The 26270-nt window shown below is 68.1% G+C and carries 29 protein-coding genes and 1 tRNA gene; 9 read left to right on the plus strand and 21 right to left on the minus strand.

What is annotated here, in order from left to right:
* Positions 1-302 precede the first annotated feature (302 nt).
* The 11 genes from KOR34_RS22155 to KOR34_RS22205 form a co-directional block, all read right to left on the minus strand.
* Entirely contained in the window at positions 303-773 is a 471-nt protein-coding gene (locus tag KOR34_RS22155) for a hypothetical protein (protein WP_146568307.1), read from the minus strand.
* Positions 773-2125, minus strand: coding sequence for a M20 metallopeptidase family protein (locus KOR34_RS22160; protein WP_146568308.1), 1353 nt, complete (start codon positions 2123-2125; stop codon positions 773-775). Before KOR34_RS22160 ends, KOR34_RS22155 begins: the two co-directional genes overlap by 1 nt.
* A gap of 49 nt (positions 2126-2174) precedes the next feature.
* Positions 2175-2954 (minus strand): class I SAM-dependent DNA methyltransferase, encoded by a 780-nt coding sequence (locus KOR34_RS22165; protein ID WP_146568309.1) that lies wholly within the window; start codon positions 2952-2954, stop codon positions 2175-2177.
* Between the two features lie 219 nt (positions 2955-3173).
* Entirely contained in the window at positions 3174-3782 is a 609-nt protein-coding gene (rdgB, locus tag KOR34_RS22170; protein ID WP_146568310.1) for an RdgB/HAM1 family non-canonical purine NTP pyrophosphatase, read from the minus strand.
* Positions 3783-3802: 20 nt separating this feature from the next.
* Positions 3803-4537, minus strand: coding sequence for a DedA family protein (locus tag KOR34_RS22175; RefSeq protein WP_197531662.1), 735 nt, complete (start codon positions 4535-4537; stop codon positions 3803-3805).
* Between the two features lie 171 nt (positions 4538-4708).
* Positions 4709-5791: an FAD:protein FMN transferase gene (locus KOR34_RS22180; RefSeq protein WP_146568312.1), complete on the minus strand. Its 1083-nt coding sequence runs from the start codon at positions 5789-5791 to the stop codon at positions 4709-4711.
* A 20-nt stretch (positions 5792-5811) separates the two neighbouring features.
* Entirely contained in the window at positions 5812-6564 is a 753-nt protein-coding gene (locus tag KOR34_RS22185; protein ID WP_146568313.1) for a 4'-phosphopantetheinyl transferase family protein, read from the minus strand.
* A gap of 41 nt (positions 6565-6605) precedes the next feature.
* Positions 6606-7658: a ketol-acid reductoisomerase gene (gene ilvC / locus KOR34_RS22190; RefSeq protein WP_228714740.1), complete on the minus strand. Its 1053-nt coding sequence runs from the start codon at positions 7656-7658 to the stop codon at positions 6606-6608.
* 94 nt (positions 7659-7752) lie between these two features.
* Complete coding sequence (gene ilvN / locus KOR34_RS22195) at positions 7753-8280, minus strand: acetolactate synthase small subunit (protein WP_146568315.1); 528 nt, start codon at positions 8278-8280, stop codon at positions 7753-7755.
* Between the two features lie 169 nt (positions 8281-8449).
* The gene (locus KOR34_RS22200; protein WP_146568316.1) at positions 8450-9277 is read right to left on the minus strand and encodes a ribonuclease H-like domain-containing protein; all 828 of its coding nucleotides are present in this window, start codon (positions 9275-9277) and stop codon (positions 8450-8452) included.
* Between the two features lie 24 nt (positions 9278-9301).
* Positions 9302-9808: a hypothetical protein gene (locus tag KOR34_RS22205; RefSeq protein ID WP_146568317.1), complete on the minus strand. Its 507-nt coding sequence runs from the start codon at positions 9806-9808 to the stop codon at positions 9302-9304.
* Positions 9809-9942: 134 nt separating this feature from the next.
* Between KOR34_RS22205 and KOR34_RS26910 the strand changes: the two genes are divergently transcribed.
* Positions 9943-10104: a hypothetical protein gene (locus KOR34_RS26910; protein WP_197531663.1), complete on the plus strand. Its 162-nt coding sequence runs from the start codon at positions 9943-9945 to the stop codon at positions 10102-10104.
* Positions 10105-10214: 110 nt separating this feature from the next.
* Here KOR34_RS26910 and KOR34_RS22210 read toward each other — a convergent pair whose 3' ends face one another.
* Positions 10215-10949, minus strand: coding sequence for an SDR family oxidoreductase (locus KOR34_RS22210; RefSeq protein WP_146568318.1), 735 nt, complete (start codon positions 10947-10949; stop codon positions 10215-10217).
* Positions 10950-11075: 126 nt separating this feature from the next.
* Positions 11076-12758 carry a dihydroxy-acid dehydratase gene (gene ilvD / locus KOR34_RS22215; protein WP_146568319.1) on the minus strand — a complete coding sequence of 561 codons (1683 nt, stop codon included), beginning with the start codon at positions 12756-12758 and terminating at the stop codon, positions 11076-11078.
* 176 nt (positions 12759-12934) lie between these two features.
* On the opposite strand from ilvD, the gene KOR34_RS22220 reads away from it, so the two are divergent.
* The 3 genes from KOR34_RS22220 to KOR34_RS22230 all read left to right on the plus strand — a co-directional run bounded on the left by KOR34_RS22220 (position 12935) and on the right by KOR34_RS22230 (position 15128).
* Positions 12935-13696, plus strand: coding sequence for a hypothetical protein (locus KOR34_RS22220; RefSeq protein ID WP_146568320.1), 762 nt, complete (start codon positions 12935-12937; stop codon positions 13694-13696).
* A 44-nt stretch (positions 13697-13740) separates the two neighbouring features.
* A complete protein-coding gene (locus KOR34_RS22225; protein ID WP_197531664.1) occupies positions 13741-14367 on the plus strand; it encodes an HAD family hydrolase in 627 nt (208 codons plus the stop codon).
* Between the two features lie 167 nt (positions 14368-14534).
* A complete protein-coding gene (locus tag KOR34_RS22230) occupies positions 14535-15128 on the plus strand; it encodes a peroxiredoxin (protein ID WP_146568322.1) in 594 nt (197 codons plus the stop codon).
* Positions 15129-15294: 166 nt separating this feature from the next.
* On the opposite strand, the gene KOR34_RS22235 is transcribed toward KOR34_RS22230, so the two are convergent.
* The 4 genes from KOR34_RS22235 to KOR34_RS22250 form a co-directional block, all read right to left on the minus strand.
* Positions 15295-15657 (minus strand): response regulator, encoded by a 363-nt coding sequence (locus KOR34_RS22235; RefSeq protein WP_146568323.1) that lies wholly within the window; start codon positions 15655-15657, stop codon positions 15295-15297.
* A 282-nt stretch (positions 15658-15939) separates the two neighbouring features.
* The gene (locus tag KOR34_RS22240) at positions 15940-16242 is read right to left on the minus strand and encodes a polyhydroxyalkanoic acid system family protein (RefSeq protein ID WP_197531665.1); all 303 of its coding nucleotides are present in this window, start codon (positions 16240-16242) and stop codon (positions 15940-15942) included.
* Between the two features lie 180 nt (positions 16243-16422).
* Positions 16423-16644: a hypothetical protein gene (locus tag KOR34_RS22245; protein ID WP_146568325.1), complete on the minus strand. Its 222-nt coding sequence runs from the start codon at positions 16642-16644 to the stop codon at positions 16423-16425.
* 332 nt (positions 16645-16976) lie between these two features.
* Positions 16977-17720, minus strand: a complete 744-nt coding sequence (locus KOR34_RS22250; RefSeq protein ID WP_197531666.1) for a (5-formylfuran-3-yl)methyl phosphate synthase — start codon at positions 17718-17720, stop codon at positions 16977-16979.
* A 283-nt stretch (positions 17721-18003) separates the two neighbouring features.
* Here KOR34_RS22250 and KOR34_RS22255 point away from each other — a divergent pair, with 283 nt between their 5' ends.
* The 4 genes from KOR34_RS22255 to KOR34_RS22270 all read left to right on the plus strand — a co-directional run bounded on the left by KOR34_RS22255 (position 18004) and on the right by KOR34_RS22270 (position 22554).
* Positions 18004-19638 carry a sodium:proton antiporter gene (locus KOR34_RS22255; protein WP_146568327.1) on the plus strand — a complete coding sequence of 545 codons (1635 nt, stop codon included), beginning with the start codon at positions 18004-18006 and terminating at the stop codon, positions 19636-19638.
* Between the two features lie 116 nt (positions 19639-19754).
* Positions 19755-20972 (plus strand): ribonuclease D, encoded by a 1218-nt coding sequence (locus KOR34_RS22260; protein ID WP_146568328.1) that lies wholly within the window; start codon positions 19755-19757, stop codon positions 20970-20972.
* 261 nt (positions 20973-21233) lie between these two features.
* The gene (locus tag KOR34_RS22265) at positions 21234-21995 is read left to right on the plus strand and encodes a Crp/Fnr family transcriptional regulator (protein WP_146568329.1); all 762 of its coding nucleotides are present in this window, start codon (positions 21234-21236) and stop codon (positions 21993-21995) included.
* A gap of 133 nt (positions 21996-22128) precedes the next feature.
* Entirely contained in the window at positions 22129-22554 is a 426-nt protein-coding gene (locus KOR34_RS22270; RefSeq protein WP_146568330.1) for a zf-HC2 domain-containing protein, read from the plus strand.
* Here KOR34_RS22270 and KOR34_RS22275 read toward each other — a convergent pair.
* Positions 22551-23051, minus strand: coding sequence for a DUF420 domain-containing protein (locus tag KOR34_RS22275; RefSeq protein ID WP_146568331.1), 501 nt, complete (start codon positions 23049-23051; stop codon positions 22551-22553). The two genes, KOR34_RS22270 and KOR34_RS22275, sit on opposite strands and share 4 nt — an antisense overlap.
* 133 nt (positions 23052-23184) lie before the next feature.
* Between KOR34_RS22275 and KOR34_RS22280 the strand changes: the two genes are divergently transcribed.
* Positions 23185-23270: transfer RNA gene (locus KOR34_RS22280), tRNA-Leu, on the plus strand.
* Positions 23271-23277: 7 nt separating this feature from the next.
* Here the strand turns inward: KOR34_RS22280 and KOR34_RS22285 are convergent.
* From KOR34_RS22285 to KOR34_RS22295, 3 genes are all read right to left on the minus strand, one after another.
* On the minus strand, positions 23278-24471 hold the full coding sequence (locus tag KOR34_RS22285) for a tyrosine-type recombinase/integrase (protein ID WP_146568332.1): 1194 nt from the start codon (positions 24469-24471) through the stop codon (positions 23278-23280).
* A gap of 462 nt (positions 24472-24933) precedes the next feature.
* The gene (locus KOR34_RS22290; protein ID WP_146568333.1) at positions 24934-25455 is read right to left on the minus strand and encodes a hypothetical protein; all 522 of its coding nucleotides are present in this window, start codon (positions 25453-25455) and stop codon (positions 24934-24936) included.
* A 3-nt stretch (positions 25456-25458) separates the two neighbouring features.
* Positions 25459-25965 (minus strand): hypothetical protein, encoded by a 507-nt coding sequence (locus tag KOR34_RS22295; RefSeq protein ID WP_146568334.1) that lies wholly within the window; start codon positions 25963-25965, stop codon positions 25459-25461.
* Positions 25966-26270 lie beyond the last annotated feature (305 nt).

Raw genomic sequence — 26270 nt, forward strand, 5'->3', positions numbered from 1 at the left:
CCACCCGCTACGGGCAACGCGCCCAGGCCGAGACCACCATCAGCATGCTCAAACGCCTCCTCGGGCCCCAGCTGCGAGCACGAAAAAAGCCCATGCAGCGACGCGAAGCCGCCCTCAAGACCCTCACTCTCAACCTCATGATCCTCTAAACATCTAGAAGCTTTCTACAGAGCTACAAAACTCATCCGCGATGCCGACGCCTTGGATAAGTAGCACGCGTGCCGGCAGACCACCGCCAGCAACGCTATTGGACCACAGCAGGTGGCCGGTTTCGATAACAAACTGGCAGGCGTGGCGAAGTCTCACACCAGCGGCACGCCCGCGTCCAGCAGCCGCTGCTTGAGCACCGCGGCGACCATCTGCGGCTCGGGGCCCAGGTCGATGCGGAACTGCCGCTGGGCGACCGTGTGCTCGGTGGTGTACAGCAGCACGGCGTCCTGCTCGCCGACGCGGGCGGCGTCGACGCGGGACCACTTGAGCAGTCGCGAGCGGAGCAGGCCGTGAACGCCGACGCCGTCGGCGGTCATGGCGTAGCGGATCGGCAGCAGGCAATTGGCCAGGGTGGCCAGCAGCAGCGCGAGCGCCAGCAGGCCCGAAGCGACGCTCTGCAGCGTGACGCCGGCGGTGAACGCGGCGGCGGCCACCACGGCCAGCAGCGCGGCGGTCCGGACCGGCCGCTCGCCGGCCTCCCAGCGGGACCAGGAGAACTCGCCGACTGCGCCGTCGGGGCCGGCCGGCGGCGTCGGGCGGGGATCCGTGGCGGGCGTGGCCATCACTGGGCGGGCAGCAGTTCTTGGACGATGGCCGTCATCGACCGGATGCCGGTCGAGAGCGAGCCCTCCGGGTCGGGGTAGAACTTGGCCGAGTGGAGCGAAGGCGGCGGGCCGCCCGCCTCGGCGTACGCGTCCAGCCTGTCTTGCGGGATCGTGCCGAGCTTGAACATGCAGATCGGCACTCCGGCGATTCCGTAGCGGCTGAAGTCCTCGCCTCCCATCGTCGGCTTGGACGGCTCCATGTTCTCCTTGCCGATCGCTGCGCCGACCGCGCTAGCGACCCGCGCGGTGAGGTTCGGGTCGTTGTAGAGCGACGGCGTCCCCTCGGAGATGTCGACCTCCGGCTCCGGCGCGCCCGCGCTCTGGGCGGCGGCGAGCGCCTTGCGGCGGATCGCCTCGCCGATCTGCTTGCGGACCGCGGGTGAGTAGCTCCGCACCGTGAGCTGCAGCTTGCACTCGTCGCCGATGATATTGTGCTTCGTGCCGCCGTGGATCGAGCCGACGGTGACCACGGCGGGCTCGATCGGGTCGAGCTCCCGGCTGACGATGGTCTGCAGGTCGAGCACCAGCTTGGCCGCGATGACGATCGGGTCCGCCGTGGTGTGCGGGTAGGCCCCGTGGCCGCCGCGACCTTTGATCGTGATGTCGACGCTGTCGACGTTGGCCTGGGAGTAGCCGCTCAGGTAGCCCGCCTTGCCGGCCGGGTAGTCGGCCGCCACGTGCAGCGCCACTGCGTAGTTGGGCCGCGGGAAGCGGGCGAACAGGCCGTCGGCCAGCATGGCCTTGGCGCCGGCCCCCCGCTCCTCGGCCGGCTGGGCGATGACCATCAGCGTGCCGGACCAGGCGTCGCGGTTGGCGGCGGCCCACCGGACCACGCCGGTCATGTTGGCCATGTGGATGTCGTGCCCGCAGGCGTGCATCACGCCGACCACCGCGCCGCGCTTGTCGGTGGTGCGGACCTGGCTCGCGTAGGGGACGCCGGTCTCTTCGATGACGGGCAGCGCGTCCATGTCGCAGCGGAGCATGAGCGTGGGGCCGTCGCCGTTCTCTAGCAGGCCAACCACGCCGTGGCCGCCGACGCCGGCAGCGACCTCCAGCCCGGCGGCGCGCCACTCCTTGGCGAGCCGCGCGGCGGTCTGCTCCTCCTCGTACGAGAGCTCGGGCGATTGGTGCAGCTCTTTGTACAGCCGGACCACGCCCGGCAGGTTCGCGTCGAGCCAGCCGTCGATCTGGGCGGCGGACGACGACTCCGCCGCCGCGGGCGCATCGGCGACGGCTTCGGCGGCGTTGGCGGACGCGGGGGCCGCGATCAGGGCGATCGCCAGCAGGCGGGCGGCGGGGCGTTGGATCATGGTGAAAATCCCTGGGGGCTCGCCCGCCGGCGGTCGCTGCGGCGGGGCGCTACGTGGTGATCTCGTGACGCTCCAGAAAGTCGGCCGGGATCTCGGCGGTCTTCTGAGCGACCAGCGCAAAATAATACAGCGGCGTGCCCTCCATCGACAGCCGGTGGCGGTACCGCTCCAGGTGGTGCAGGTCGAGGTACTCGGAGAAGATCAGCTCGCGGATAAACCGCGAGAACCCCGACTGGTCCGAGCGATCGAGGAAGGTCTCCTTGATGTTGAAGGCGACCCACCCGCCCACCTCAACGAACCGCATCGCCTGGAAGAACGCCGCCGCTGGGATGTCGCCGAACCCGAGCGCCGCCACGCTCGTCAGGCAGTCGACCGACCAGCCGGACAGTTCGTCGATCTCGTCGGCCGAGAGGTTGGTGAAGTCCGACACGTAGAACTCGTCGTACACGCTGGGCCGGTCGCGGAGGCACGCATCACGGGCCTGGGGGATGATGTCGGCGCCGATCAGCCGCGCCACGCCGTGCTGCTTGAGCACCTCGCCCATCATGCCGTTGCCGGCGCCGAGGTCGAGCACCCGCAACTCGCTGATGCTCTGCCCAACCGCGTCCAGCGCCTGCTTGAGCTGTTGACCCACCTTCTTAGGCGAGTTGCACTTGAGGCGGTCGTAGAAGACCTGCTCGTAGAGCCCGGGCTTGGGGTAAATCTTGTCGTAGTCGTGGAATCGAAGCCGGGTTTTCTTGTCGCCTTCGATGACGAAGAAGCTGACCTCGTCTTGTTCGAGGTGGTGCGCGTCATGAGGGGGGAATTGGATGCGGTAACGGTGCGACATGGGATCCTAGTGGTGGGAGGGACGCCTTCGGTCCCCTTAACATAGAAGAATCACCCAGGGGCGGCCACCAGGCTAGCAGACCGTGGGGCCCTGTCGCGGCGGCGCCGCGGGGCAGGAATGACCCGCTGATGGGGGCCGGCGCCAAGCGGAACCCGTGTGTACGCCTCGGCTTGCGGTCGCTTTTCGCAGCGACGGCCCGCAGCCCGAAACGCTTTGCCGTTAGCCTCGCAGCTCGCGGACGACTACCGGCAGGATGGCCCGCATGGCGCGCGACCGGTGGCTGATCGCCTTCTTTACGGCGGGGCCGAGCTCGCCGAAGGTGCGGTGCAGCTCCCGGATCTCGAAGAGCGGGTCGTAACCGAACCCGTTGGCGCCGCGCGGCGGGTCCACGATCACCCCGCGGCAGACTCCGGTCGCCTCGCCGCGGATCTCGCCGGCGGGGTCCGCCAGCGTCACGTGGCAGTAGTACTGCGCGCCGCGCTTCTGCGGCGGCAAGCCGGACAGCTTCTCCAGCAACAGGCGGTTGTTGGCCTCGTCGTCACAGTCGGGGCCGGCGAACCGCGCGGAGTAGACGCCCGGCTCTCCCTTCAACGCGTCGACCTGGATGCCGCTGTCGTCGGCCAGCACCCACTGGCCCAGGCGCCGCGCCTGCTGGACCGCCTTGAGCCGCGCGTTGTCGGCAAAGGTCTGGCCGTCTTCGACGACCTCGATCGCATCCGGCAGGTCGGCGAGCGTCTGCACCCGCACACCGTGCGGCGCCAGTGCGTCGGCCAGCTCGGCGCCCTTCTTGGCGTTGTGGGTTCCGATTACGAGCGGCGGCGAGGGCATAGCGCGGCGTGCCTGTGGTGCTAGGCGGGGCGTTCGTGCGAGTGCTCGGCGGGCTCGTTATCGCCCGCGGGGGCCGGTGCGGGCGGTTCGGCCGGCGGCGCGTCCTCTTCGGCGGTGGACGCGGGCGCCTCGCCTTGCGACTCGCGTTCCAGTCGGTCGATCTCGCGGTCGATGCGCTCGACCCGCTTGCGGTACACCATGATGCCGACCACGATCAGCACCGCGACCACGATAACGGTGACTAGTTTTTCCGCGTCCTGAATAACCGGTTCAATCCAGGGGCCGAACAGATACCCCAAGCCGAACACGATGCCCACCACGAGAGACGCCGCGACCAGGTCCCACAGCAGGAACCGCAGGTACGGCACGCGGGCCGCGCCGGCGGCGAAGTAGACCGCCCCCCGCACGCCGATCAGGAACCGCGTGCCCAGCAGGATCTTGAACCCGTGGTTCTGCACCACGTGCTCGATCTTCTCCTCCTCTTCGGCGTTGATGAAGCGAGAGATCAGCGGGTGCCGCATCAGGAAGCCGTGCCCCAGGTGCCGGCCGATCGCGTACATGAGCGAGTCGCCTAGCAGCGCGCCCATCAGGCACGCCCCGAAGGCGACTGCCGGGTCGAAGTGTCCCTTGCTGCTCAGCACGCCCGCCAGCACCAGGGGCGCTTCTTCGGGGATGGGCACGCCCACGCCAGTCAGCACCAGGAATGCGACGATCCCCCACAGGCCCACGCTATCGACTAGGAAATCAAGCAGCATCCGTCTGTGGGGTCGCGGGCTGGTGGGCGCCTGGGTGGGGCCGATGGCCGGAGGGGGGAACCGAGCGTTACGCCGCTGTGGGCAATCCGGCATTGTAGCCATTCGCAGGGCGATCTGTTACCGCCTTACCACGCGGAAACTTCGGCCCCCGCGGGTCCCGCCGGCGTGTGGCTACAGATCGCTCAGCGGCCGCCAGCGGTCGTCGGGGAGGTTGATCGCCTCGAGGCGGACGCTGCTGGCGTGCTTGCCCGGCAGCACAAACGCCGCCCCCACGCCGGGATGCGCTTCGCAGTAAGCCCGGGTCGCTTCGGGGCCCATCACGTAGAACGCGGTGGAGAGCGCGTCCGCCTCGGCGCCGGTCGGGGCGATCACGCTGACGCTGTGTGGCCCGCTGGCCGGTCTGCCGGTGCGTGCGTCCAGGATGTGCCCGTACCGCTTCCCGCCGGAGACAAACCCCTGGGTCGCGGCGCCGGAGGTGGAGAACGCCTGGTCCATCAGCGTGAACTCAGCTATCCGCAACTGGGGCCGCAGCGGGTGCCGCAGCGCCACGCCCCATCCCGGCTGACCGCCCGGCCGGTCGCCGCGGGCGACCAGCGTGCTGCGGCCGCCGTGCAGCAGGAAGTCGTCTGCTAGCTCCAGCTGCATCTGGTCGGCGGCCAGGTCCAGCGCGTGGCCCTTGCCGATGCCGTTGAAGTTAATCTCCACGCCCTGCCTGTCGAACGCGACGGTCTGCGCTCCCTCATCCAAGCGGACGTGCCGCCAGCCGACCAGCTGCATCGCGGCGGACAGTTCTTCTTCGGTCGGCACGCGCGGCTCGCGGCTGTAGAAGCCCCACGCTTTGGAGAGCGGCCCGGTGGTGGCGTCGAACGCGCCGTCGGTGTCGCGGTGCAGCCGGTCGCAGGTCTGGAGCAGTGCGAACATCTCGTGATCGGTCTCGGCCGGGCCGTACTGCGCCGCGTTGTTTAGCAGGCTGATGTCGCTCGAATCGCGGTAGACGCTCAGCCGGTCCTCCTGGCGGTCGATCAGGTCGAGCGCCGCCATTCCGGGGCCGGTCTCGTTGCGGTGGGGGCTGGCGACCAGCTGCACCTGGAAGTCGCATGCCATCGCACGCCGGGTAAGCGAAAGCACGCAGTCCGGCATGCCGGGGTCCGCCGTGCCGGCTTCGCCTCCCGCGGCGCCGGCGCCGATGTCCGCCAGCGCGTCGGCGGCCGCCTTGCCCTTTAGAAAGTCGCGGCGTGAGGATGAATCGGCCATACGGGCATTATAGCCGTGTGCTACCCGCCGGCGGGCAGACGGTACAGCTCTACCCGGTCGGCCGCCGCGGGCGTGGCGATGGCGCTTTGCAGCACGGGCCCCGATGGCAGCGATCGGACCCAGCACTCCGGCAGCTCCAGCGGGTTTTCTGGCAGCGCGACCGCCGCGCCCGCCTCGGCGTTGAGCGGCGTGGTGAAGGTCGGCAGCGGGAAGCCGAGGCCGGAGCCGAGCAGCTTGACCACGGCCTCCTTGTTGGTCCAGAAGCGGAAGAACGCCCGGTCCTGCAGCTCGGCCGGCTCGGCCTTGAGCTCGTCGACCTCCGCGGGCGAGAAGTACCGCTCGGCGATTCCGCCCGCCCAGTTGGTGGGGCGGACCGCCTCGACGTCGGCGCCTAGCTCGCCATCGACCGACAACGCCGCCAACGCCACGCCCGCGGAGTGCGACAGGTTGAACCACACGCCGCCGTCGGCGACCGACGGCTTGCCGAGCCCGTGGTAGCGGAACGCCACCTGGTCGGCCGCCCGCCCCGTGGCGCCTGCGAGCAGCCGCCGCAGCCCGCACCGCGCCGCGACGAAGTGCGTGCGGTCCTCGCCGAAGTGGAAGCGGTTGGCGCGGTCGATCTCGTCCGCCGAGAGCAGCCGCTCGTCGGCGGAGTCGGACGCCGCAAGCGACCAGAGCCAAACCCTCACGGTGCCGCTAGCGAGCGGCGCCGCCGGGTCGCCGATCGGCCAGTCGGGCAGGTCGCTCGGCGGGAGGGGAGGGCGCCTGGGCATACGGGTTAGCCCTCCCCCAAGGGGGGAGGGAGGGTCGCTGACTAGACTTCCTTCTCGTCGATCCAGCTCATCAGGCGGCGGAGCTGCTGGCCGGTCTTCTCGATCGGCAGGTTCCGCTCGCGGCGGCGGGTCGCCTTGAAGCCGGGGGCGCCGGCCTTGTTCTCGAGCATCCAGTTGCGGGCGAAGGTGCCGTTCTGGATCTCCTCGAGCACCTTCTTCATCTCGGCCTTGGTCTCGTCGGTGATGATCCGCGGGCCGGTGGAGTAGTCGCCGTACTCGGCGGTGTTGCTCACGCTGTACCGCATGTAGTTGAGGCCGCCCTGGTAGAACAGGTCGACGATCAGCTTCACCTCGTGCATGCACTCGAAGTAGGCCATCTCGGGCTGGTAGCCGGCCTCGACCAGGGTGTCGAAGCCCGCCTTGATCAGCTCGCTGAGGCCGCCGCACAGCACGGCCTGCTCGCCGAACAGGTCGGTCTCGGTCTCTTCGGCGAAGGTGGTGCGGATCACGCCGGCGCGGGCGCCGCCGAGGCCCTTGGCGTAGGCCAGGCCGATCTGGAAGGTGTCGTCGCTGGCGTCCTCGGGCAGGGCGATCAGGCAGGGGACGCCGCCGCCGGCAGTGAACTCGCTGCGGACCAGGTGGCCGGGGCCCTTGGGGGCGACCAGCAGGGTCTCAACGCCCTTGGGCGGCTCGATCAGGCCGAAGTGGATGTTGAAGCCGTGCGAACACATCAGCACGTTGCCCTTCTCGATGTTGGGCGCGATGTCGTTCTTGTAGACCTCGGCCTGCACCTCGTCCGGCAGCAGGATGTTGATGACGTCGGCGGCCTTGGCGGCGTCGGCGGCGCTCATCGGCTCGAAGCCGTGGCTCTTGGCGAGGTCGTAGTTCTCGCCGCCCGGACGCTGACCCACGACCACCTTGACGCCGCTGTCACGCAGGTTCTGGGCGTGGGCGTGGCCCTGCGAGCCGTAGCCGATGATGGCCACGGTCTTGCCCTCAAGGGCCTTCATGTCCGCGTCCGCGTCGTAGTAGATCTTGGCGCCCATTTGGTCGAGTCCTCGTCTGTCTTGTCTGAGTAATTGTGGGGAAACCACAAAGGCACGAACGACACAGGGGGAACTCGACGCCGGCGGCGGGTCGGGTGCGGCTCGCTGTGTCCCTGGTGTCTTTGTGGTTACTGGGGTTGGTTCAGCTAGAAACGCCCACCGCCGCCTTCAGGCCGGTCGAGCCGAGCGGGCGGTTGACCGACCGCACCATCGCGATCCGCCCGGTGCGGGCGACCTCGAGGATGCCGAACGGCCGCATCATGTCGATGAAGGCCTGGATCTTCTTCTCCTGGCCGGCCAGCTCGATCATTATTTCGTCGGGCGCGACGTCCACCACGCGTCCGCGGAAGATGTCGGTCAGCTCGCGGATCTCGGCCCGCTTGCCGCCCTCGCTGCTGACCTTGATGAGCATCAGGTCCCGCTCGACGTGGTCCTGGGCGCTGATGTCGGTCACCGTCACGACGGTGACGATCTTCTCCAGCTGCTTGCGGACCTGGTCGAGCACGCTGTCGTCGCCGACCACCACGAAGGTCATCCGCGACAGGTGCGGGTCTTCGGTCTCGCCGACCGCCAGGCTGTCGATGTTGTAGCCGCGGGACGCGAGCATCCCGGCCACGTGGGCCAGCACGCCGGGGACGTTTTGCACCAGGGCGGAAAGGACGTGACGCATTGCAGAACCAGCAGGTTAGGGGGCGGGGCTCGCCAGCAGCGGCGAACCCATGATCTTAGTTGGGGGCCCATTGCCCCGCAACCGCCGGGTTTTCCTCGAAAACCAGGGCGAAACCTCGCTGTCGGGACAACCGGCCGGGGGTGCGGGTTCGGTGGGGGGACCCGCGGCGTTACCCGGCCACGCGCATCGCGATATCCAGCAGGGTCGCCAGGTCCAGCGCGTTGTGCCGCCGGACCTGCTGCATCTCGTCGTCGCGGCCGGTGCGGACGTACGCGTCGTAGGCCGCCGGGATCTGGCCGCCGGGGATGTCGTCGCCCCGCGGGCGGCGGCACACCTGGCTCTCGATGGTCTGCAGCTTGCAGTCCGGCAGCACCCCTTTCCACTTCCGCCGGGCGTGGTGCAGCAGGTCGACGTGCCGCGGCTGCCGCAGCTCGCGGCGCTTGTGGAGCAGGTGCCGCCGCGACCGGTCCAGCACCATCGGCCAGTCGAAGCTCTTGCCGTTGTAGGTGACTAGCACATCAACCCCGTCGAGCCGCCGCCACAGGCTCTCCAGCACGGCGGCCTCCTCGGCGTAGCTGCGGGCGAACAGCAGCTCGACCGTCGGCTGGCCGTCGATCCACCGCAGCAGGCCGACCAGGAACAACGCCGCGCCCGACAGGCCGCAGGTCTCCAGGTCGAGCAACGCCGCGCGGTCGGGCAGCGCGCTGACCAGGTCGCCCAGCTCGCCGTCGGTGTCGGTCGTCGCCAGGTGCTCGAGCCGCCCCGCCACCAGGCCGGGGCCCTTGGGCCATAGCTCTCCGAGCGGGATCGTGTGCAACGCGTGCGCGCCGAGCTCGTTTTCTTCGATGGCCGCCTCGGCAGCGAACCCGACCGGCGCCGCCTGGTTGGCCGCGGGCGGCGTGGCGGCCGCCGCCCGCTTGGCGATCGGCGCCGGCGCAGCGGGCAGCTGCTGCCGGTTGAGGGCCTCCAGGCGTTGGCGGAGCGAGTCGCTGAGCATGCCCCGATTGTACCGCCGGCTCGGCTAGCGATGTATGCCGGCTGGGCGGTCGCCGCCGACGCCGAACGACTCGCCCGCGACCGCGCTATGGACTGCTCGGAGGTCTGCTAGCTGGGCCTCGGCGTGCTGCTGCAGTTGACCCCAATCGACCGCTTCGGGCGGTGGCGTTTGGCTGGCGGCCAGGCACCGCCACATCGCCGCCCGGGCCTGAGCCGCCAGGATCAGCCCCTCGACCTCCAGCACCCGCGACGCGGGCGAGTAGCCGGTGAGCTGCCCGTTCAGCTTCAGGCGGCCCGCCTTCTCCGCCAGCCAGGCCATCGTGGCTTTCGTGCCGCTGGCGGCGGCGCCCCGGTCGGCCAGCAACTGTTTGACAGCCGCCTCGCCCGCCCGAGCTAGTCCGAGCTGCCGCCCCGCCGCGTCGGCCAGCGCCGATCCCTCGTTCGATCGCTGCACGCGTTGGCAGAGCTCCCGTTCGGCCACCAGCATGGCGTGGTGGTCGTTCAGGTAAACGTCAAACGGGTTGCTGAGCATGGACCGGCCCGCAGGAGTGGAGGTGCATTGGGGAATTGTAGGCACAGCTCGCGTCGGGCCAAGAACCGGCAGAACCACCCCAGCCGGCTTCGGCACGTTCGTTTTGCTGGCACGCCCACTGCGGCGAGGGCCGGATGGCCGCCGCCCAGGCTATCGTGGAGGCTGGCCCGCGACGCGCCGGCCGCCTCACCCCCCCCGGAGACGCTGCGATGAAACACCGCCTGCTGCTTGCCCTGTTTTCGGCGTTGCTGCTCGGCGCCCCAATTGGCTGCGAGAACAAGGAGAAGGTGCTCTAAGTCGACGCGCCCGGCCTGGAGGTCGACGTCGAACGCAACGTCGACACCGGCGAGGTGGAGGTGAACGTCGAGGAGGAGTAGGCACTCTCAGCGCTGAGTTGCCAGGGAATTTAGGCGATGCCGCCATTCACCGGAACGACCTGGGCCGTGACCCAGCCCGCGGAGTCGCTCGCGAGATGCGCGACGATCTCGGCGATCTCCGGCGGCGTGCCGATGCGCCCCAACGCGGCCATCTTGCCAAGCATCGCGATCTGATCGTCCGACTTGCCCTCGGAAAACAGCTCGGTATCGGTTGGGCCGGGCGCGACCGCGTTGACCGTGATCCCGCGTCCGCCGAGCTCCTTGGCGAGCACGCGGGTCAACTGCTCGACAGCCGCCTTGGTGGCCGAGTAGGGCCCGTACGCGGGCAGCATCATCCGCGTGGTGCTCGACGAGAGGTTGATGACCCGCCCGCCATCGGCCAGCCGAGTGCTCGCCAGCCGACACATGTTGAACACGCCCTTCACGTTAATGGCGAACACACGGTCAAACTGCTCGTCGGTGGTTTCTTCCACCCGCTGGTAGATTGCCACGCCCGCGTTGTTCACCAGGATGTCGACCTGGCCGAACTTGGACTCGGCCGCGTCGAATAGCTGGGCGGCTTGGTCTGGCTGGCTCACGTCGGCCTGCACCGCCATCGCTTGGCCACCTGCGTCGGTGATCTCGCCGACCACTGCGGCGGCATCACCTTCGCTGGAGGCGTAGTTCACCGCAACGCGGGCGCCCTGGGCGGCTAGCTTCTTGGCGATGGCGGCGCCGATGCCGCGCGAGGCTCCGGTGACGATGGCGGTCTTGTTGCTCGGCATGCGGTGAGCTTTCCTGGTCGCTGAACTGTTGACTTCCAATACGCTTCGCGATGCGCACCTGAGTTCCCCTTCCCGGCAGGGGGAGTGGGATCGTTCATGCGTGGCAATGGTCCTTAGTGATGTCGCTCACTCATCCGTCACGCACCCCTCACTAGCGCTCTTCACGTTCTTGATGTACTTGTAGAGCGTGCCGCGGGTGGCTTTGTACTCGGGCGCCTGCCAGGCGGCTTTGCGTTTGGCGAGCTCGTCATCGCTCACGTCGAGCGTGATCAGGTTGGCCTCGGCGTCGACGGTGATCTTGTCGCCGTTCTGGACCAGGGCGATCGGGCCGCCGACCTGGGCCTCGGGCGTGACGTGGCCCACGATGAAGCCGTGGCTGCCGCCGCTGAAGCGGCCGTCGGTGATCATCGCCACGTCCTGGCCCAGGCCCGCACCCATGATGGCGCTGGTGGGGGTGAGCATCTCCGGCATGCCGGGGCCGCCCTGGGGGCCCTCGTAGCGGATGATCACGACATCGCCCCTGTTGATCTTCTTGTCCTCCAGGGCGTGCAGCATGTCCTCTTCGCTGTCGAAGCAGTTGGCCGTGCCGGTGAAGGTCAGGCCCTCCTTGCCGGTGATCTTGGCCACGGCGCCGTCGGGGCAGAAGTTGCCGCGCATGATGCGGAGGTGGCCGGTCGCCTTGAGCGGCTTGTCGAGCGGGCGGACGATCGACTGGCCTTCCTTCAGGCCGGTCAGGCTCTCGAGGTTCTCGGCGATGGTCTTGCCGGTGACCGTCATGCAGGAGCCGTCGATCAGGTCGGCCTCGAGCAGCATCTTCATCACCGCCGGCGTGCCGCCCACCGAGTGCAGGTCCTCCTGCACGAAGCTGCCCGACGGCTTCAGGTCGGCCAGGTAGGGCGTCTTGTCGCTGACCTTCTGGAAGTCGTCGATCGACAGGTCGACGCCGACGCTGCGGGCCATGGCCAGCAGGTGGAGCACCGCGTTGGTCGACCCGCCGACCGCCATGATCAGCACCATCGCGTTCTCAAACGCAGCGCGGGTCATGATGTCGCGCGGCTTGAGGTCGAGCTCCAGCAGCTTGCGGATCGCCCGGGCCGCCTCGTGGCACTCCTTCTGCTTGTCTGGGTGCTCGGCGGGGATCGAGGAGCTGTACGGCAGGCTCATCCCCATCGCCTCGATGGCGCTGGCCATGGTGTTGGCGGTGTACATGCCGCCGCACGCGCCGGCGCCGGGGCAGCTGTGCTGCACGATGTCCTTCCGCTCCTCCTCGGTGATGCGTCCGGCCAGCCACTCGCCGTAGCACTGGAACGCGGAGACGATGTCGCGCTTCTCCTGGCCGTCGCCGCTCTTGGTGAACCCGGGCTTGATGGTGCCGCCGTAGATCATGATCGCCGGGCGGTTCAGCCGGCCCATCGCGATCAGGCAGCCGGGCATATTCTTGTCGCAGCCGGGCAGGGCGACCAGCGCGTCGTACCACTGGGCCTGCATCACGGTCTCGATGCTGTCGGCGATCAGGTCGCGCGACTGCAGGCTGTAGCTCATGCCGCTGGTGCCCATCGAGATGCCGTCCGACACGCCGATGGTGTTGAACCGCATGCCGACCAGCCCGGCGGGCGCCATGCCCTGCTTCACCTGGCCCGCTAAGTCCAAGAGGTGCATGTTGCAGGTGTTCCCCTCGTACCACATGCTGGCGATGCCGACCTGTGGCAGGTTCATGTCCTCCTCGCTCATGCCGGTTCCGTACAGCATGGCCTGGCTGGCGCCCTGAGACTTGGGTTGGGTGATCTGGCTGGAGTACTTGTTGAGCATGGGAGGAGTATGGCCGGTGGTTGGTAGCGGGTGACTGGGGACTGGTAGCTGGGGATGGGCTGTTCGGTCAGGGCGCCGGGAGGCCGGCAATCCGGCGATTTTAGCCTGAAAGGCCGCTGGGGGCGACGTGCCCACTGGCCTTAACCCGGCGGCGGCGGGCCGCTAAAGTCCGCCCTATGCGAGTCCTCGACACCGAACCGGACCGGAAGGTTCCCCTCTGGCGGCGGCTGCCGCCAGTGGTGTGGGTGGTGCTCGCCCTGCTCCTGCTGCTGCACGGGCCGCGGGGCGCGTTCTGGGCCGTGCTGCACCAGGCCTGGGGCATGGTCGCCACGCTGCTGGGCGGCGACGAGGTGGTGATCGGCGTACTCGGGCAGACGGCGCCGCTGGCGCTGGCCACCGCGGTGGTCACGTTCCTGTACTGCCGCGAGTGGATCACGTTCGAGAGCATGTGGTCGCTCATGGCGACCGCCGGCATCCTGATCGGCGGCGCGTCGGCGGGCGTGCACCTGCGGGCGCTCCTGCAGAGGGTGGCCCCGCCCGGAGCGGTTGAGCATGCCGACGCAAACGCCGCCAAGGGCGACTTCGCGGTGCAGAGCCTCATCCTACGGACCCGCCTGCACGGGGGCCGGCTGCCGGCGTCCGAGGCGGTGCGGGTGCTGACCGACCACCGCTACGTGAGCGAACTGGGCGCCGCCGGCGTGCTGCCCAACCCCATCCCGCGGGTCGCGTTGCTGCCCGAAGGGACCAACGCGTTGGGCATCGTTGGCCGTGGCGTCAACCAGCTGCTGGGGTACCTGGTGTTCTACCGCCCGCGGATGTTCCTGGCCGCGTTGATCGCGGGGGGCTACCTCGGCTGGGCGTCGCACCGCCGGCTGGAGGACGCCAGCGACCGCGCGATCGACTGGCGCCACGAGCGTGAGAGCCGTCGCGCCGCGTGACCGGGCCGGTGACGGATCGGCGGCGCGGCGGTAGGATGCCCCGCATGACGCCTAAGTTCCTCTATTTTGATCTCGGCAACGTCCTGATCCGGTTCTGCAACGACCGCATGGTCCGCCAGATGGCGGCCGCCGCCGGTGTTGAAGAGGGCGTGGTCCGCGAGGCGGCCATGGCCACCGGCACCCCCGCCGACGTGCAGTGGCGGTTCGAGTGCGGGCAGCTGACCCCGGACGAGTACTTCGCCTGGTTCTGCGACGCCACCAGGTCGGCGCCCGACCGCGCCGAGCTCGAGCTGGCCTGCAGCGACATCTTCGAGCCGATCCCGGAGTCGATGGAGCTGGTCGCAGCGTTGGCGGCGGCGGGCCACCGGCTGGGCATCCTGTCGAACACCAACGCGGTGCACTGGCCGTTCCTGACCGACGGGCGCTACCCGCAGCTCAACGACGCGTTCGAGCTGCACGTCACGAGCTTCGACGCCCGCGCGATGAAGCCGGACCCCAGCATCTACCGCCTGGCCGCCGAACAGGCGGGCTGCGAACTGGGCGAGCTGTTCTTCACCGACGACCGGGCGGAGAACGTCGCGGGGGCGGCGGCGTGCGGGATCGACGCGGTCCGCTTCGAGTCGACCGAGCAGCTGGCGGGCGAGCTGCAACGCCGCGGCGTCGCTTGGTAAGGCCTCCGCGCTCGGCGCCGGTCGATGCGGCGGACGCATGGCAGCTATGCGGACGCGGGCCCCTTGCTGGCGCGGCAGAGCCCCGTAAACTGGCGAGACGGGCCGGCGGCGCCGGGCCCGGACAATACGAATCCCCTCCCTGCACCCCCCTACGTGAGGTCCCCCCGATGAGCGTTCTCGTCCAGAAAGAAGCCCCCGATTTCACCGCCCAGGCGGTCATGCCGGACGGGACGTTCAAGGAACTGAAGCTGTCGGACTACCGCGGCAAGTACGTGCTGCTGTTCTTCTACCCGCTGGACTTCACCTTCGTCTGCCCGACCGAGATCATCGCGTTCTCCGACGCGGCCGCCAAGTTCGAGGAGAAGGGCGTGCAGATCCTCGGCTGCTCGGTCGACAGCCACTTCTCGCACTTCGCGTGGACGCAGACCACGCGTGACGCGGGCGGCATCGGCAAGACCGGCTACCCGCTGGTGGCCGACCTCAGCAAGCAGATCGCCCGCGACTACGACGTGCTGCTGGACGGCGGCGTGGCGCTGCGGGGCCTGTTCCTGATCGACAAGGACGGCGTCGTGCGTCACCAGGTGGTGAACGACCTGCCGCTGGGCCGCAGCATCGACGAGGCGCTCCGCATGGTCGAGGCGCTGCAGTACTTCGAGAAGAACGGCGAGGTCTGCCCCGCCAACTGGAAGGAAGGCGCCCGGACCATCAAGCCCTCGATCGACGAGAGCAAAGAGTTCTTCAACGCCGAGTACGCCAAGTAGGCGCTGGCTGGAGGGCGCTGGGCGCTAGTTTGTCCGGGGCCGAGCCCTCCCTCAGATCGGCAAAAAACTAAAGGCGGCTGCCCCGCGGGGCAGCCGCCTTTTTGCGTTTCAACTCAGTTGTCCGGTCGGCGCCACTGAACCAGCGCCCTCCAACCAATGCTCCGAACTAGCAGCCGTGCTTCTCGAGCTTCTCGCGGAGCGTGTCGGCCGTGAACGGCTTGACCAGGTAGTCCGAGACGCCGGCCTGGATGGCCTCCAGCACGCGCGACTTCTCGGCCTCGGTCGTGACCATGATGATCGTGACGTTGGTGTCCTGCTTGCGGATCTCCTGGATCACCTCCAGGCCGTTCTTCCGCGGCATGTTCCAGTCGGTCAGGACCAGGTCAAACTCGCCCGGCTTGAAGGCGTTGATGGCTTCTTCGCCGTCGGCGGCCTCGATCGCGCTGGGCACCCCTACCGCGTTGAGCGAGCGGAGGATGATCTTCCGCATCGTGCTCGAATCGTCGGCCACTAGAACTCGTGTACTCATCTTCGGAAGCTCCTCGCAGTAGTTCGCGATTCAAGGGCAGGTGCTGCGGGGCGTTGCGCCGGGGGGCACACGCCTGCGCCGAGATTTGTCTCAACGAACCGTAGGTCGCTTCCGGGGGCAGTCAACCAAAGTTGCGGCAACATGGGCCCAACGGCGGTCGGACGCTCCCAATCGGAACCGCGGCCGGGCAGATCCGCCACAGCCGTCACGACCGGACCACGGGCGGCGCGGCGGCCGGAGCGCTGGACGCAAAGAGAGAAAAGGGGGCGGAACGCCGGGGAGTTAACCCAGCAGGCGGGTGATCTCGTCCCGCAAGGCGGACTCGATCTTGCCCTTGAACATCATGGCGGTGAACGGCAGGTCGCCGCGGACGCGGACGTCGTTCTCGTTGACCACCAGGTCGCCCTTGATGCCGACGCCCATCGTCTTGAAGCCGAAGTGCAGGGTGTCGCCCTCCCACTGCTGCTCGACATCCTTCACCATGTCGGCGTAGTGTTCCTTGACCTTCTCGGAGAAGCTCTTCAGACGCTCGTGCGCGTCGTCCTTGGACTGGCCGTGGGGAACCGTGACGTCGAATTGGGGCATCGGGGCGATCCGTCTTGAAGGCGCCGGTAGTGACGATTGAGACGCCAGTGTAACCCGGCCCGTGACGAGCCGGTAGGCCGCCCCGCGCGCCAGCAGCCCTTGCATGGGCCGCCGCCTGTTCTCCGGGACGCTTCCACGGCGCGTCACACCGGAGCGTTAGAGTTCTGCCGCAGAGAGCAATCAGCCCCCCTCGAACTGGGAGGGGTCCTTCACTTCCTCGTAGGTCAGCCGGTCGGCGCCGTGCCACAGCGGCAGGCCGCGCTCCGCCCGTTCGGCGAGAACGCCAATCTTCTCCCGGCTGCCCGGCAGGGCGACCGTCGCGGAGTGCACCGCGTCGCTTACCTCATCGGGTTCGTAGTCCCAGTCACCATCGCGAATCGCGTCTAGCACAGAACGTTGCACAGTCGTTGTCCTCACAGTTTTAGCGGCGCCGCCCGGGACGTTCGGTCCCGAAGCGCACGGCCGCTGTGCGCCATCCTGAGGATCCCTCTCGTGAAGCCCCCGGCGTCCGATGCCCGGGAGCTGCCGCGGCCCCGGCGCGATACCGGTCCGCATACGCGATGGCTTCGCGGTCTAGAAACCGCTGCAACAAGGCCGGCCGCCTGGCTGAAAAGTAAACGACCCGCACCGAGCGATCAACGACGCCCTGCGCGGTTCGGGGAGGCCCTGTTGGTCACACCACTATCGCCGAGTATCGGGATTGCGATGCGGATGTCAAGTTTTTTCCGCTGCGCCTAAGGGCCGATTAACGCATGCGAACGCCGCGCCGTTGCGGCCGCGGCGGCGAACTCGGCGACCAGTTCTTCCCTCACCAAGCCGCCGCGTCCCCCCTCGCACACCGCGCCGCGCACGCCTAGCAGGTCGGGGAGCGAGGCCCCGAGCGTGGCGACATGCTGCGCCGTGACGCCGCCCGCCAGCACCAGCCGCAGGCCCGCGCGGCCGGCGTCGCCGATGAGCTGCGACAATTGGTCGCACCTCCACAGCCCGGTTAGGGCTGGCCCCGACTTGTCAGCGGTGTCCACCACCAGCCAGCGAGCGGAGGCGGCGGCTTGCAGCCGAGCGAGCAGTTGGGCGTTGGGTGGCGCGTGGTCGGCGTCGGCGTACAAGGCGGGCGCGAGCCCGATGCCGGGCGGCAGGGCACCGCGGAGCGCTGTCAGCATCTCGACCGCCGACTGCGTCACCGGCAGGTTGACGCCCACCTTCACCAGGCAGGCGGTCGACTCGTCCGCCCAGGCGGCGAGCTCCGCTGGGGCGAGCTCGCCGAGGTCCCCCGCCGCGGCGGTCACGGGACGCCGGCTGCCTACGAGCCGCGCGATGGAACGCACCACCTCAGCGTCGGCTCGGCCTAGCGCTCCGCGCGCCGGCTCCTTGACGTCGATTACCTCCGCGCCGCCGGCGAGGGCGGCGGCGGCCTCACTGGTGGAGCGGACGCTGACCAGCAGGCTCAGCGGCGGACGGCGCCAGTTGCTTAGCGGCACGGGGCGGGCTCTTGGTGTCGAGGGATGCGGTCGGCGCGATTGTACCGATGGGAGCGGTTGGGCCGCGAGACGCATTCGCCAGACCGCACCCTGCGCTTGAGCGCTGCCGGCCAGTTGGGTCCTACGCTTGCCTGATGTGCGTCATGACGTCGCGTTCCCTACCTGACCTCCACCTGAGCGTCAGGGCAACTCCGATAGACGAATGTCAGACCGGCCGTTACCTTTAACCGACACTCCCGCCTGGAGAATCTGGGGGAGTCCTACCAATGGATCGAAGTCGGAAATGTCTCACGAGTCCCACCACGCCGCCAGCGGCGGTGGCAAAGTTGTCGGCGCGATTGTGTTGTTGGCGGTCGTCTATGTCGGCACGCTGATTGCGGGATTGCCGCAGAAGGCCACCGAGCTCATCGTCGCGAGCAGCGCCGCCCACGCGACGGACGCGCACGCCACCGACGCCCACGCGGCCGACCCTCACGCTGCCGACTCGCACGCGGTTGAGGGCGACGCTCACGGGGCCGCCGACTCCCACGGCGCCGAGGCGGACATTGTCGCCCCGCCGGTCTGGACCGTCATCCCGTTTGTGCTGCTGCTGGGCGCTATCGCGGTGCTGCCGCTGATCCCGTTCACGGAGCACTGGTGGGAGTCGAACCTGCACCGGTTCCAGCTCGCGACGGTGCTCGGTCTGCTGACACTGGCCTACTATGGATTCCTGCACGAGAAGCCGATCGAAGGCCACTTCCCCGCCCACTACGTGGCCGACTACGACGCCACCGGTTTCAACTGGGAAGAGATCACCGCCATCCTGGGCAACGCGGTCGCTCAGGAGTACGTGCCGTTCATCGTGCTGCTGTTCAGCCTGTACACCATCTGCGGCGGCATCCGCATCGAGGGCGACCTGCAGGCCAACCCGATGACCAACGCCATCTTTATGGGCGCGGGCGGGCTACTGGCCAGCTTTATCGGCACCACCGGCGCGGCGATGCTGTTTATCCGCCCGCTGCTGGAGACCAACAGCGAACGAAAGCACGTGGTGCACACGGTGGTGTTCTTCATCTTTATTGTCTGCAACTGCGGCGGCTGCCTGCTGCCGATCGGCGACCCGCCGTTGTTCTTGGGCTACCTGGCGGGCGTGGACTTTTTCTGGACGATGAGCCTGTGGCCGGCCTGGCTGCTGTGCAATGGCCTGCTGCTGGTAGTCTACCTGCTGCTGGACGAGCTGGTGTACTATCGCCGCGAGACCGAGGCCGACATCACCCGCGACATCCGCAAGATCCGCCACATGAAGTATATGGGGCTGGGGCTCAACGGCCCGCTGCTGCTGGGCGTGGTGGCGGCGGTGGCGTTCCTCGACCCGTCGAAGACCGTGCCTGGCACCGACTGGCACCCGTGGCTGTACCTGCGGGAGCTGGTGCAGCTAGGCCTGGTGGCGCTCTCGCTGGCGTTGGGGTCCAACGCGGTCCGCAAGGCGAACACCTTCAACTACCACGCGATCCAAGAGGTGGCGGCGCTGTTCATCGGCATTTTTATCTGCATGCAACCGGCGCTGCAGATCCTGGGCCTCAACGGCGAGTACCTGGAAGCCAACTTCCTGAACTCGCCGTCGCGGTTCTACTGGGTGACCGGCGGGCTCTCCAGCGTGTTGGACAACGCGCCCACGTACCTGGTGTTCTTCAAGACGGCTCAGGTTCCCGGGGTGGGAGGGGCAACCGCCGGCGTTGACGTGAACACCCTCACGGCCATCAGCCTGGGCGCGGTATTCATGGGCGCCATGACCTACATCGGCAACGGGCCGAACTTCATGGTCAAGGCGATCGCCGAGAAGTCGGGCGTCAAGATGCCGAGCTTCTTCGGCTACATGGCCTACAGCTGCCTGATCCTGCTGCCGGTGCTGGCGGTGGTCGGCTGGCGGACGTTCTAAGGATCCCCACGCAATCAACTCAGCGACGCCGGTCGGCTCTTCCTAACGGCCGCGCCGTCCGGCATAATTCGGGTTTCCCCAGGCCGTAGGCGTCCGCACAACTCGACAGAGAACCCTTGTCTTACGAACACGTAAAGAGCGACGCCCATCTGGCCGAGGTGCTGGAGAAGCTCCGCGGCGCCAAGCAGATTGGGTTCGACACGGAATTCGTCTCCGAGGACACGTTCCGCCCAGAGCTGTGCCTGGTGCAGGTCGCCTCGGAAGACCTGATGGCGGTGATCGACCCGCAGCCCATCGCGGACATGCGGCCGTTCTGGCGGCTGCTGGCCGAGGGCGACCACATCACCATCGCCCACGCGGCGCGTGAGGAGCTCAACTTCTCGCTGACCGCGGTCGGCGCGCCGCCCGCCAACCTGTTCGACACGCAGATCGCCGCGGCGTTCTGCAGCAACGAGTACCCGGCCGCGTACAGCTCGGTGGTGAGCCGGTTTGTCGGCCGCAAGGTGGCCAAGGGCGAGCAGCGGACCGACTGGCGCCGCCGCCCGCTGACCGAAGACCAGCTGAACTACGCGCTGGAGGACGTGCGGTACCTGTTCGAGCTGCACGACAAGATCTCCGCCAAGATCGCCAAGTACCACCGCGAGTCGTGGCTCGAGGAGGAGATGGAGTCGTTTGTCGCCGAGGTCACCGCCGCCCGCAGCCGCAAGCGGTGGCGTAAGGTGTCGGGGATCGGCAACCTCGGCCCCCGCAACCTGGCGATCGTCCGCGAGCTGTGGGAGTGGCGTCAGAGCGAGGCCGAGCGCCGCGACATCCCGCCGCGGCGCGTGCTGCGGGACGACCTGATCGTCGAACTCGCCAAGCAGAAGAACGCCAAGCCGGAACGCATCCGCTCGATCCGCGGCATGCAGTACGGCCAGCTCAAGAAGGTGACCCCCGAGATCGCCGCCTGCGTGCAGCGCGGGCTCGACGCGTCGCTCGACGAGTTCAAACGCAAGCGTGGCCCGGCGCCGCCGCCGCAGCTCAACCTGCTGGGGCAGTTCCTCTCGCCGGCCATCGCCAGCGTGTGCCGCGGCAAGAACGTGGCGGCCAGCCTGACCGGCACCGCCAGCGACTTCCGCGACATGATCGCCGACCACCTGGGCTACGGCACCGAGGACGGCGAACCGCCGGCGCTGGCGCAGGGGTGGCGGGCCGAGCTGATCGGCAACCTCATCAATGACCTGCTGGATGGCAAGAAGAGCATCCGCATCAAGAATCCCAAGAGCGAGCACCCGCTCGCCATCGACGGCGTCGACGACGAAGAGATCGACGACGACGATGATCTCTTGGGCTGAGCCGCACACGGCCGGGCGCAGGTGATTCCCGCCGGCAGAGGGGCGCCCGTCGCGGGGCACATCTGGGCTGTAATGTAAGGCCGCACACCAAACGGCGTAGTCTGCGCCGCCGCCCGGCGAACCGTTTGGGCGGGGTTGGCGTACCCCTGGTTTGGCCCCTCGGCTTCACTTTCCCGCGGCCGCCGGCGTCGGCGCTCGCTTGTCGGTCTTGCGGGATTTACAATACCGGGGACGATCTCCTACCAGGATCAGGAACGCGAGATGACCGAATCCCTCTGGTGGCTGAAGCAGAGCGACCTCTTCCGGCGGCTCTCCTCGGAGCAGTTGGCGCGGCTCGAGGCGCAGAGCACCCGACGCACCTTCGCCCCCCGCAGCCCGCTCATGCTGCCGGCCGAGGCGACCGACAGCGTGTTCCTGCTGACCGAGGGGCTGCTGAAGGTGTCGCACGTCAGCGGCGATGGCCGGGAGTCGATCCTCGGGTACATCGAGCCGGGCGAGCTGTTCGGCGAGCTGGCGATCCTCAACGACGCCGACCGCGACGACCACGTCGAGGCGGTCGAGCGGTCTTCGGTGGTGGCCATGCCCGCCGCCGAGGTCCGGGCGTTGATGTCCGAGCACGCGGACCTGGCGGTAGCTGTCACCAGGCTGGTCGGTCTGCGTCGGCAGCGGATCGAACGGCGGCTGCGGAACCTGCTGTTCCGCTCGAACCGCGAGCGTCTGCTCCACCTGTTGTTGGACCTGGCCGAGCAGTTTGGCGCGCCGACCGAGGACGGCGTCGAGCTGCGAGTGCGGCTATCGCACCAGGACCTGGCCGGCCTGATCGGCAGCACACGCGAGTCCGTGACCGTGCTGATGGGCGAGCTCAAGTCCGCCGGCGACGTCGGCGGCGGTCGGCGGCGGGTGGTGCTGCTCAACCCCTGCCGCATCGCGCGGGCGGTGGGTAGAGAAAAGGTCCGCCTGCCCGAGAAGACGCTCACCGGCAAGCCGAAGCTGGTCCCGTGCCTGGAGCGGGCGTCGAGTTGAGCCGCGCTAGCGGCGCCAATCGTAATGCGTCGCACAGACCGGTTGGTTGCGCGAACCAATAATCAAGTAAGCGTGCAGGGGGCGCACGCGGCGAACCAGTCTTCCCCGTCGACTTCAACCGCACCGCAACGGCATGATCAGCCATCCCGAAAACACCGACGCCTGGGCCCCCTGTGAGCCCGGCTGCCTGCAGTCGCTCGGCGAGCGTCTGCGGCGGCGCCCCTCTGTGAGCACCGCGAAGACCGCGGGCGTGGCGATGGCGGTCTGCGCGGCCGCGGTGCTGGCGGTCGGTCTCGCGGTCAACTCGGTAGGCGGCTCGGAGCCCGAGCCCGCGCCGATCGCCTGCCACGACGTGGCCGCCCATCTCGACGACTATGCCTGCGGCGCCTGCGAGGCGGAACTGCGGGCGCGGATCGAGCTTCACCTGTCCCGCTGCGGCAAGTGCGCGCACCACCTGAAGGAGATCCGCACCGCCGACGCGGTCCCGCCCACGGGCCGGCTGGCGCTGCTCGCCTCGATGTGGAACGCGTCGGCCGACGACGGCGTGCGGTCCAACTAAACCGGCCGCACAAATGCGACGTAGTAGAACGCCCAGCCGGTCAGCGCGGTGAGCGTCATGTCGATCGCGGCCAGGCGGGCCCAGAACCGGTGGCTGCGGCTGTGCTCGCCGGGCGCCGGCGGGTTGGGGAACCGCCGCAGCGCTAGGAACGCCACCGCCGGCCACAGCACGAACGAGCTGACCGCGAACACCAGGTGCAGGTACAGCACCCGCCAGACCAGCGGCGAAGCCGAGCCGCCGAGTTCGCCGGCCGCGCGGTCCTCCCAGCCGAACAGCCGCATCTCGATCTCGAAGGCCAGCACCGTGACCAGCAGCGCGGCAGTCAGCGCCGTCTGCGTCCACTTGTGCACGGTGAAGCGCCCCCGCCGCGCCTGCACGATGCTCCACGCCATGACCACCAGCACGACGGCCATGGCCAGCACCACCACGTCCAGCATCAGCGACGCGCGGGCGCCGAGGAAGCCCTCGGGGCCAGGGAAATCGATCTGGGCGAGCATGGTTAGGTTAGCCTGCGGCGTGGTCAACGAGGGGGGCTGGGCGGATTCTAGCCCCACCCGCCGGTCCGGCGGTAGACGGGTTTTAGCGCCTGCGTCGGCGACCGGTTTGGACTATGATGGCCGCTTGCCCCGCGGCCGCGTGGCGGAATTGGCAGACGCAGCAGACTTAAAATCTGCCGGGGGGTAACCCCCGTGGGGGTTCGAGTCCCCCCGCGGCCACTGCATTTCAAGCATTTTTCGCTTCCTGACGCTCTTCGCTCGTGTCGGAGCTCTTCGGGGTGTCACCCAAAGTGTCGCCCGACGCCCGCCACAGCTCGCCGGCGGTCGATAGCGCGTCCTCGCCGACGTAGTAACCCATCGTCGTCTCGATCGACGCGTGCCGCATCAACTCCCGCAGCGTCGCCGGCTGCACCCGCCGGGACCACCGGCGCCCGAACGCGCGGCGCAGGTCGTGAGCACTGGCAGTCTTGCCCGTCTCGGCGTTCGTGACGATGCCGGCCTTCTCGCCGAACTTGGTGATCGTCTTGCCGATCTCCGACACGCTACGAACCATCGCCGAGCCGTCCTTGCGTTCGGGCGTGAAGACGAACCCGGTGTCCGACGGGAGCGGCAGCAGCAGGTTCACCGCCTCGGGGGCGAGGGCGACCACCTGGGCCTTCCCCGACTTCTGGGCGGACGCCTCGAATCGCAGAACGCTCTGCTGGCCATTCAGAGCGACCGAGACGCGGCCGGGCACGTGATCCCATCTCAGGGCCAGCGCCTCGCCGAGACGCAACCCGGACGTCCACAGGCCGCGTAGCAGGAGCTTCCACGAATCGGCCGCATCCTTGCCGACGACCTTGGTGACGGCGACCAGCATCCGGTCAAACTCTTCGCCCGTGATCGGCCGGCCCTTCATCTTGGCGCCGCGGCTCGACTTGGGCATCTCGAACAGCGGGACCTTGGCCAGCAGGTCTTTGCGGTGCGCCCACCGGGCAACCGCCTTGAGGTGGCGCAGGTGTCGGCCGACGCTGGCGGGGGACAAGTGGTAGGTCTCGCCGCTCTTCCGTTTGCGTGGCTTCCGCAGTTCGCTCACGAACGCGGTGACGCGGGCGGTGGTGAGGTCGCCCACCTGCTGCGGACGGCACAGCGTCTCGAACGCGTTGAACGTCGAGGCGTATTGCACCCCGGACCGCAGCGTCAGGTCCTGCAGGTTGTGGTCCTCCCAGAACTTCCGGAACTCGGGCCACGGCATCCGAGCGGAACGCTGGTAACGGCCCTCCTGCAGTTCGGCCTCCCACTTCGCGGCGACCTTGATCGCCTCTTTCTTGGACTTCTCCCCGGTGCTCCGGGTCTCTTCCTTGCCGGTCAGCGGGCAGCGGTACCTCATGTAGAAGTACCGCCGGCCTTTGTCGACAACGTGAACCTTGATCACCTCCATAGCTCATCCTTTCACGACTAAAGCGCCTGGCCGCGTAGTGCGGTCCGGGAAAATTGCGATCGATTCGCATAGCGGAATAAACCCACAGCCGCGAACCGCCGATACCAACAAATACTCACGACGAGGGGGGCTACCGGTCTCAACCTGCCCAGCGAGACCGGCCCCCTCGATCGTTTCTCCGGCGCCCTCTGCGCCCCGCGTCTTGTTCGAGGTAACGCCATGCAAGCACTCCCGCGCTTTGACCGTTCGTACATCCGCACAGTGGCGTTTACCACTAAGGCTCGACATTGCGCGGAACGATAATCATTAGCGCACGAACGACGTGCAGTTTGTTTCGTGCGGAGACGACGCCGTAAGGCAGCAATGCCGCCTGGGCAGGACGGCGTCCATTCCGCCACCGATTCACCCGCGCCGCCGGCATCGGTCCTTCAGTCGGCGGCGCGGGCCTCGGGTGGCTACAGCCTAGGCCAGGTGCCTGAGGTCTCGCGTCGGCGCGGGCTCGCAATCGTCCTGCTCTTCGTCTTCAAGCCCCTTAAGACGCTGGAAGCTGAATCGCTGAAACCCGAGCATGTCCTCGACTCTCCAGACAAGCTCTTGGTACTGGTTGGCGACCCGCTGCAGCTCGTACAAGATTGCTGCAACCAAGTCTCCGTCGAACTCATCCGCATCGACGCAGCAGTCGAGCGGCAGCTGAATATCCGAATCGCATCGCATCGATGGCAGTCGGAGGTCATAGATTGCTGACCGTGCCGAGCCGCGCTCGGATCGCTCGTGGTCGTAGGTGATTAGCACGTCACAGCACGCGGCCAACGTGAGCTTGGCGGCCAGGCCGTGGCGTTGCTCGACGGTTAATCGCCCTGCCGGCGTTGGCGTCGCCGGCAGTGACTCCAGGGACTCCATCGCCCGCAGAGCATCGGTGTTGATGGAGAAAGCCCCCGATCTAGGGTCATAGGTGAGAACGCATCCAGGGTCTTCTACGGACATGGCTTAAGCCTCCATCGCTAGTTCGGGGTAGGTCGGCAGGTCATCACCGCGGGCTTCGCCGGATCTCATGGCGTTGGCGGCCAGCTCGTCGAAGTGGCTGCAGATTTGCTCAATCTGACGCATCGTCTTCAAGCAGAACGCCCGGTTGCCCGTGGCGCCGTGGCAGATGCTGCACACCCGCTCCCACCGCTTGCTGAACGTGTTCTTCTGCGCGATCGTCAGAAAGCCCTGGTGCGTCAGGTACACGACAGTGTTGGTCGTGTTGCGTGACGCCTTGCCGCTCCAACCGGGCGACAGGCGGGCCAGCTTCGTTACCCGGGACTCTACCGCCGCCCTAGCGAGCATCGCAGCGGGGACGTAGTAGCCGGCGTCAGCGAGGTGGTGCGCCTGCTGGATCAAGTCGTGGGACACAACGTCAGCGGCGTACAGCGGCTTGAACTTCGGATGCCTGGTGAGCATCCAGACTGTGAAGAGGCGGAACCGTATCCGCGCGTTCCTGAAAGCGACCATGGGTTGGCCTTTCCACACCAGCAGAACGCCGGTGCAAATAAAGAAGCCCCGACCCTCACGAGCGCTCTAAAGGCGGCACTACCCGCCCGGCCACGGTCACCCGTCCGCGCATGGGTTGCCCCACGCGCACGACCACACTCGCAAGGGCTGGGGCTCCTGAATAGTGTTTAGTTCTTAGAACTCTTGGCTGGTGCTTTGCAGACGTAGCGGCGCCACCAGGAACGCTTCTTAGAGCCCGGATTTTGCCCGATCTGGGGGGCGGGTGTCAATCCGATTCCTTGCCGCAAGGAGCGATTGTTAGTAAG

It is taken from the genome of Posidoniimonas corsicana (assembly GCF_007859765.1).
GTDB lineage: Bacteria > Planctomycetota > Planctomycetia > Pirellulales > Lacipirellulaceae > Posidoniimonas > Posidoniimonas corsicana.

What these genes read in the sequence shown, in the direction of transcription:
- KOR34_RS22155 (WP_146568307.1), bottom strand. Translation starts at nt 773, where the DNA reads ATGGCCACGCCCGCCACGGATCCCCGCCCGACGCCGCCGGCCGGCCCC.
- KOR34_RS22160 (WP_146568308.1), bottom strand. Translation starts at nt 2,125, where the DNA reads ATGATCCAACGCCCCGCCGCCCGCCTGCTGGCGATCGCCCTGATCGCG.
- KOR34_RS22165 (WP_146568309.1), bottom strand. Translation starts at nt 2,954, where the DNA reads ATGTCGCACCGTTACCGCATCCAATTCCCCCCTCATGACGCGCACCAC.
- rdgB (WP_146568310.1), bottom strand. Translation starts at nt 3,782, where the DNA reads ATGCCCTCGCCGCCGCTCGTAATCGGAACCCACAACGCCAAGAAGGGC.
- KOR34_RS22175 (WP_197531662.1), bottom strand. Translation starts at nt 4,537, where the DNA reads ATGCTGCTTGATTTCCTAGTCGATAGCGTGGGCCTGTGGGGGATCGTC.
- KOR34_RS22180 (WP_146568312.1), bottom strand. Translation starts at nt 5,791, where the DNA reads ATGGCCGATTCATCCTCACGCCGCGACTTTCTAAAGGGCAAGGCGGCC.
- KOR34_RS22185 (WP_146568313.1), bottom strand. Translation starts at nt 6,564, where the DNA reads ATGCCCAGGCGCCCTCCCCTCCCGCCGAGCGACCTGCCCGACTGGCCG.
- ilvN (WP_146568315.1), bottom strand. Translation starts at nt 8,280, where the DNA reads ATGCGTCACGTCCTTTCCGCCCTGGTGCAAAACGTCCCCGGCGTGCTG.
- KOR34_RS22200 (WP_146568316.1), bottom strand. Translation starts at nt 9,277, where the DNA reads ATGCTCAGCGACTCGCTCCGCCAACGCCTGGAGGCCCTCAACCGGCAG.
- KOR34_RS22205 (WP_146568317.1), bottom strand. Translation starts at nt 9,808, where the DNA reads ATGCTCAGCAACCCGTTTGACGTTTACCTGAACGACCACCACGCCATG.
- KOR34_RS26910 (WP_197531663.1), top strand. Translation starts at nt 9,943, where the DNA reads ATGGCCGCCGCCCAGGCTATCGTGGAGGCTGGCCCGCGACGCGCCGGC.
- KOR34_RS22210 (WP_146568318.1), bottom strand. Translation starts at nt 10,949, where the DNA reads ATGCCGAGCAACAAGACCGCCATCGTCACCGGAGCCTCGCGCGGCATC.
- ilvD (WP_146568319.1), bottom strand. Translation starts at nt 12,758, where the DNA reads ATGCTCAACAAGTACTCCAGCCAGATCACCCAACCCAAGTCTCAGGGC.
- KOR34_RS22220 (WP_146568320.1), top strand. Translation starts at nt 12,935, where the DNA reads ATGCGAGTCCTCGACACCGAACCGGACCGGAAGGTTCCCCTCTGGCGG.
- KOR34_RS22225 (WP_197531664.1), top strand. Translation starts at nt 13,741, where the DNA reads ATGACGCCTAAGTTCCTCTATTTTGATCTCGGCAACGTCCTGATCCGG.
- KOR34_RS22230 (WP_146568322.1), top strand. Translation starts at nt 14,535, where the DNA reads ATGAGCGTTCTCGTCCAGAAAGAAGCCCCCGATTTCACCGCCCAGGCG.
- KOR34_RS22235 (WP_146568323.1), bottom strand. Translation starts at nt 15,657, where the DNA reads ATGAGTACACGAGTTCTAGTGGCCGACGATTCGAGCACGATGCGGAAG.
- KOR34_RS22240 (WP_197531665.1), bottom strand. Translation starts at nt 16,242, where the DNA reads ATGCCCCAATTCGACGTCACGGTTCCCCACGGCCAGTCCAAGGACGAC.
- KOR34_RS22255 (WP_146568327.1), top strand. Translation starts at nt 18,004, where the DNA reads ATGTCTCACGAGTCCCACCACGCCGCCAGCGGCGGTGGCAAAGTTGTC.
- KOR34_RS22265 (WP_146568329.1), top strand. Translation starts at nt 21,234, where the DNA reads ATGACCGAATCCCTCTGGTGGCTGAAGCAGAGCGACCTCTTCCGGCGG.
- KOR34_RS22270 (WP_146568330.1), top strand. Translation starts at nt 22,129, where the DNA reads ATGATCAGCCATCCCGAAAACACCGACGCCTGGGCCCCCTGTGAGCCC.
- KOR34_RS22275 (WP_146568331.1), bottom strand. Translation starts at nt 23,051, where the DNA reads ATGCTCGCCCAGATCGATTTCCCTGGCCCCGAGGGCTTCCTCGGCGCC.
- KOR34_RS22285 (WP_146568332.1), bottom strand. Translation starts at nt 24,471, where the DNA reads ATGGAGGTGATCAAGGTTCACGTTGTCGACAAAGGCCGGCGGTACTTC.
- KOR34_RS22290 (WP_146568333.1), bottom strand. Translation starts at nt 25,455, where the DNA reads ATGTCCGTAGAAGACCCTGGATGCGTTCTCACCTATGACCCTAGATCG.
- KOR34_RS22295 (WP_146568334.1), bottom strand. Translation starts at nt 25,965, where the DNA reads ATGGTCGCTTTCAGGAACGCGCGGATACGGTTCCGCCTCTTCACAGTC.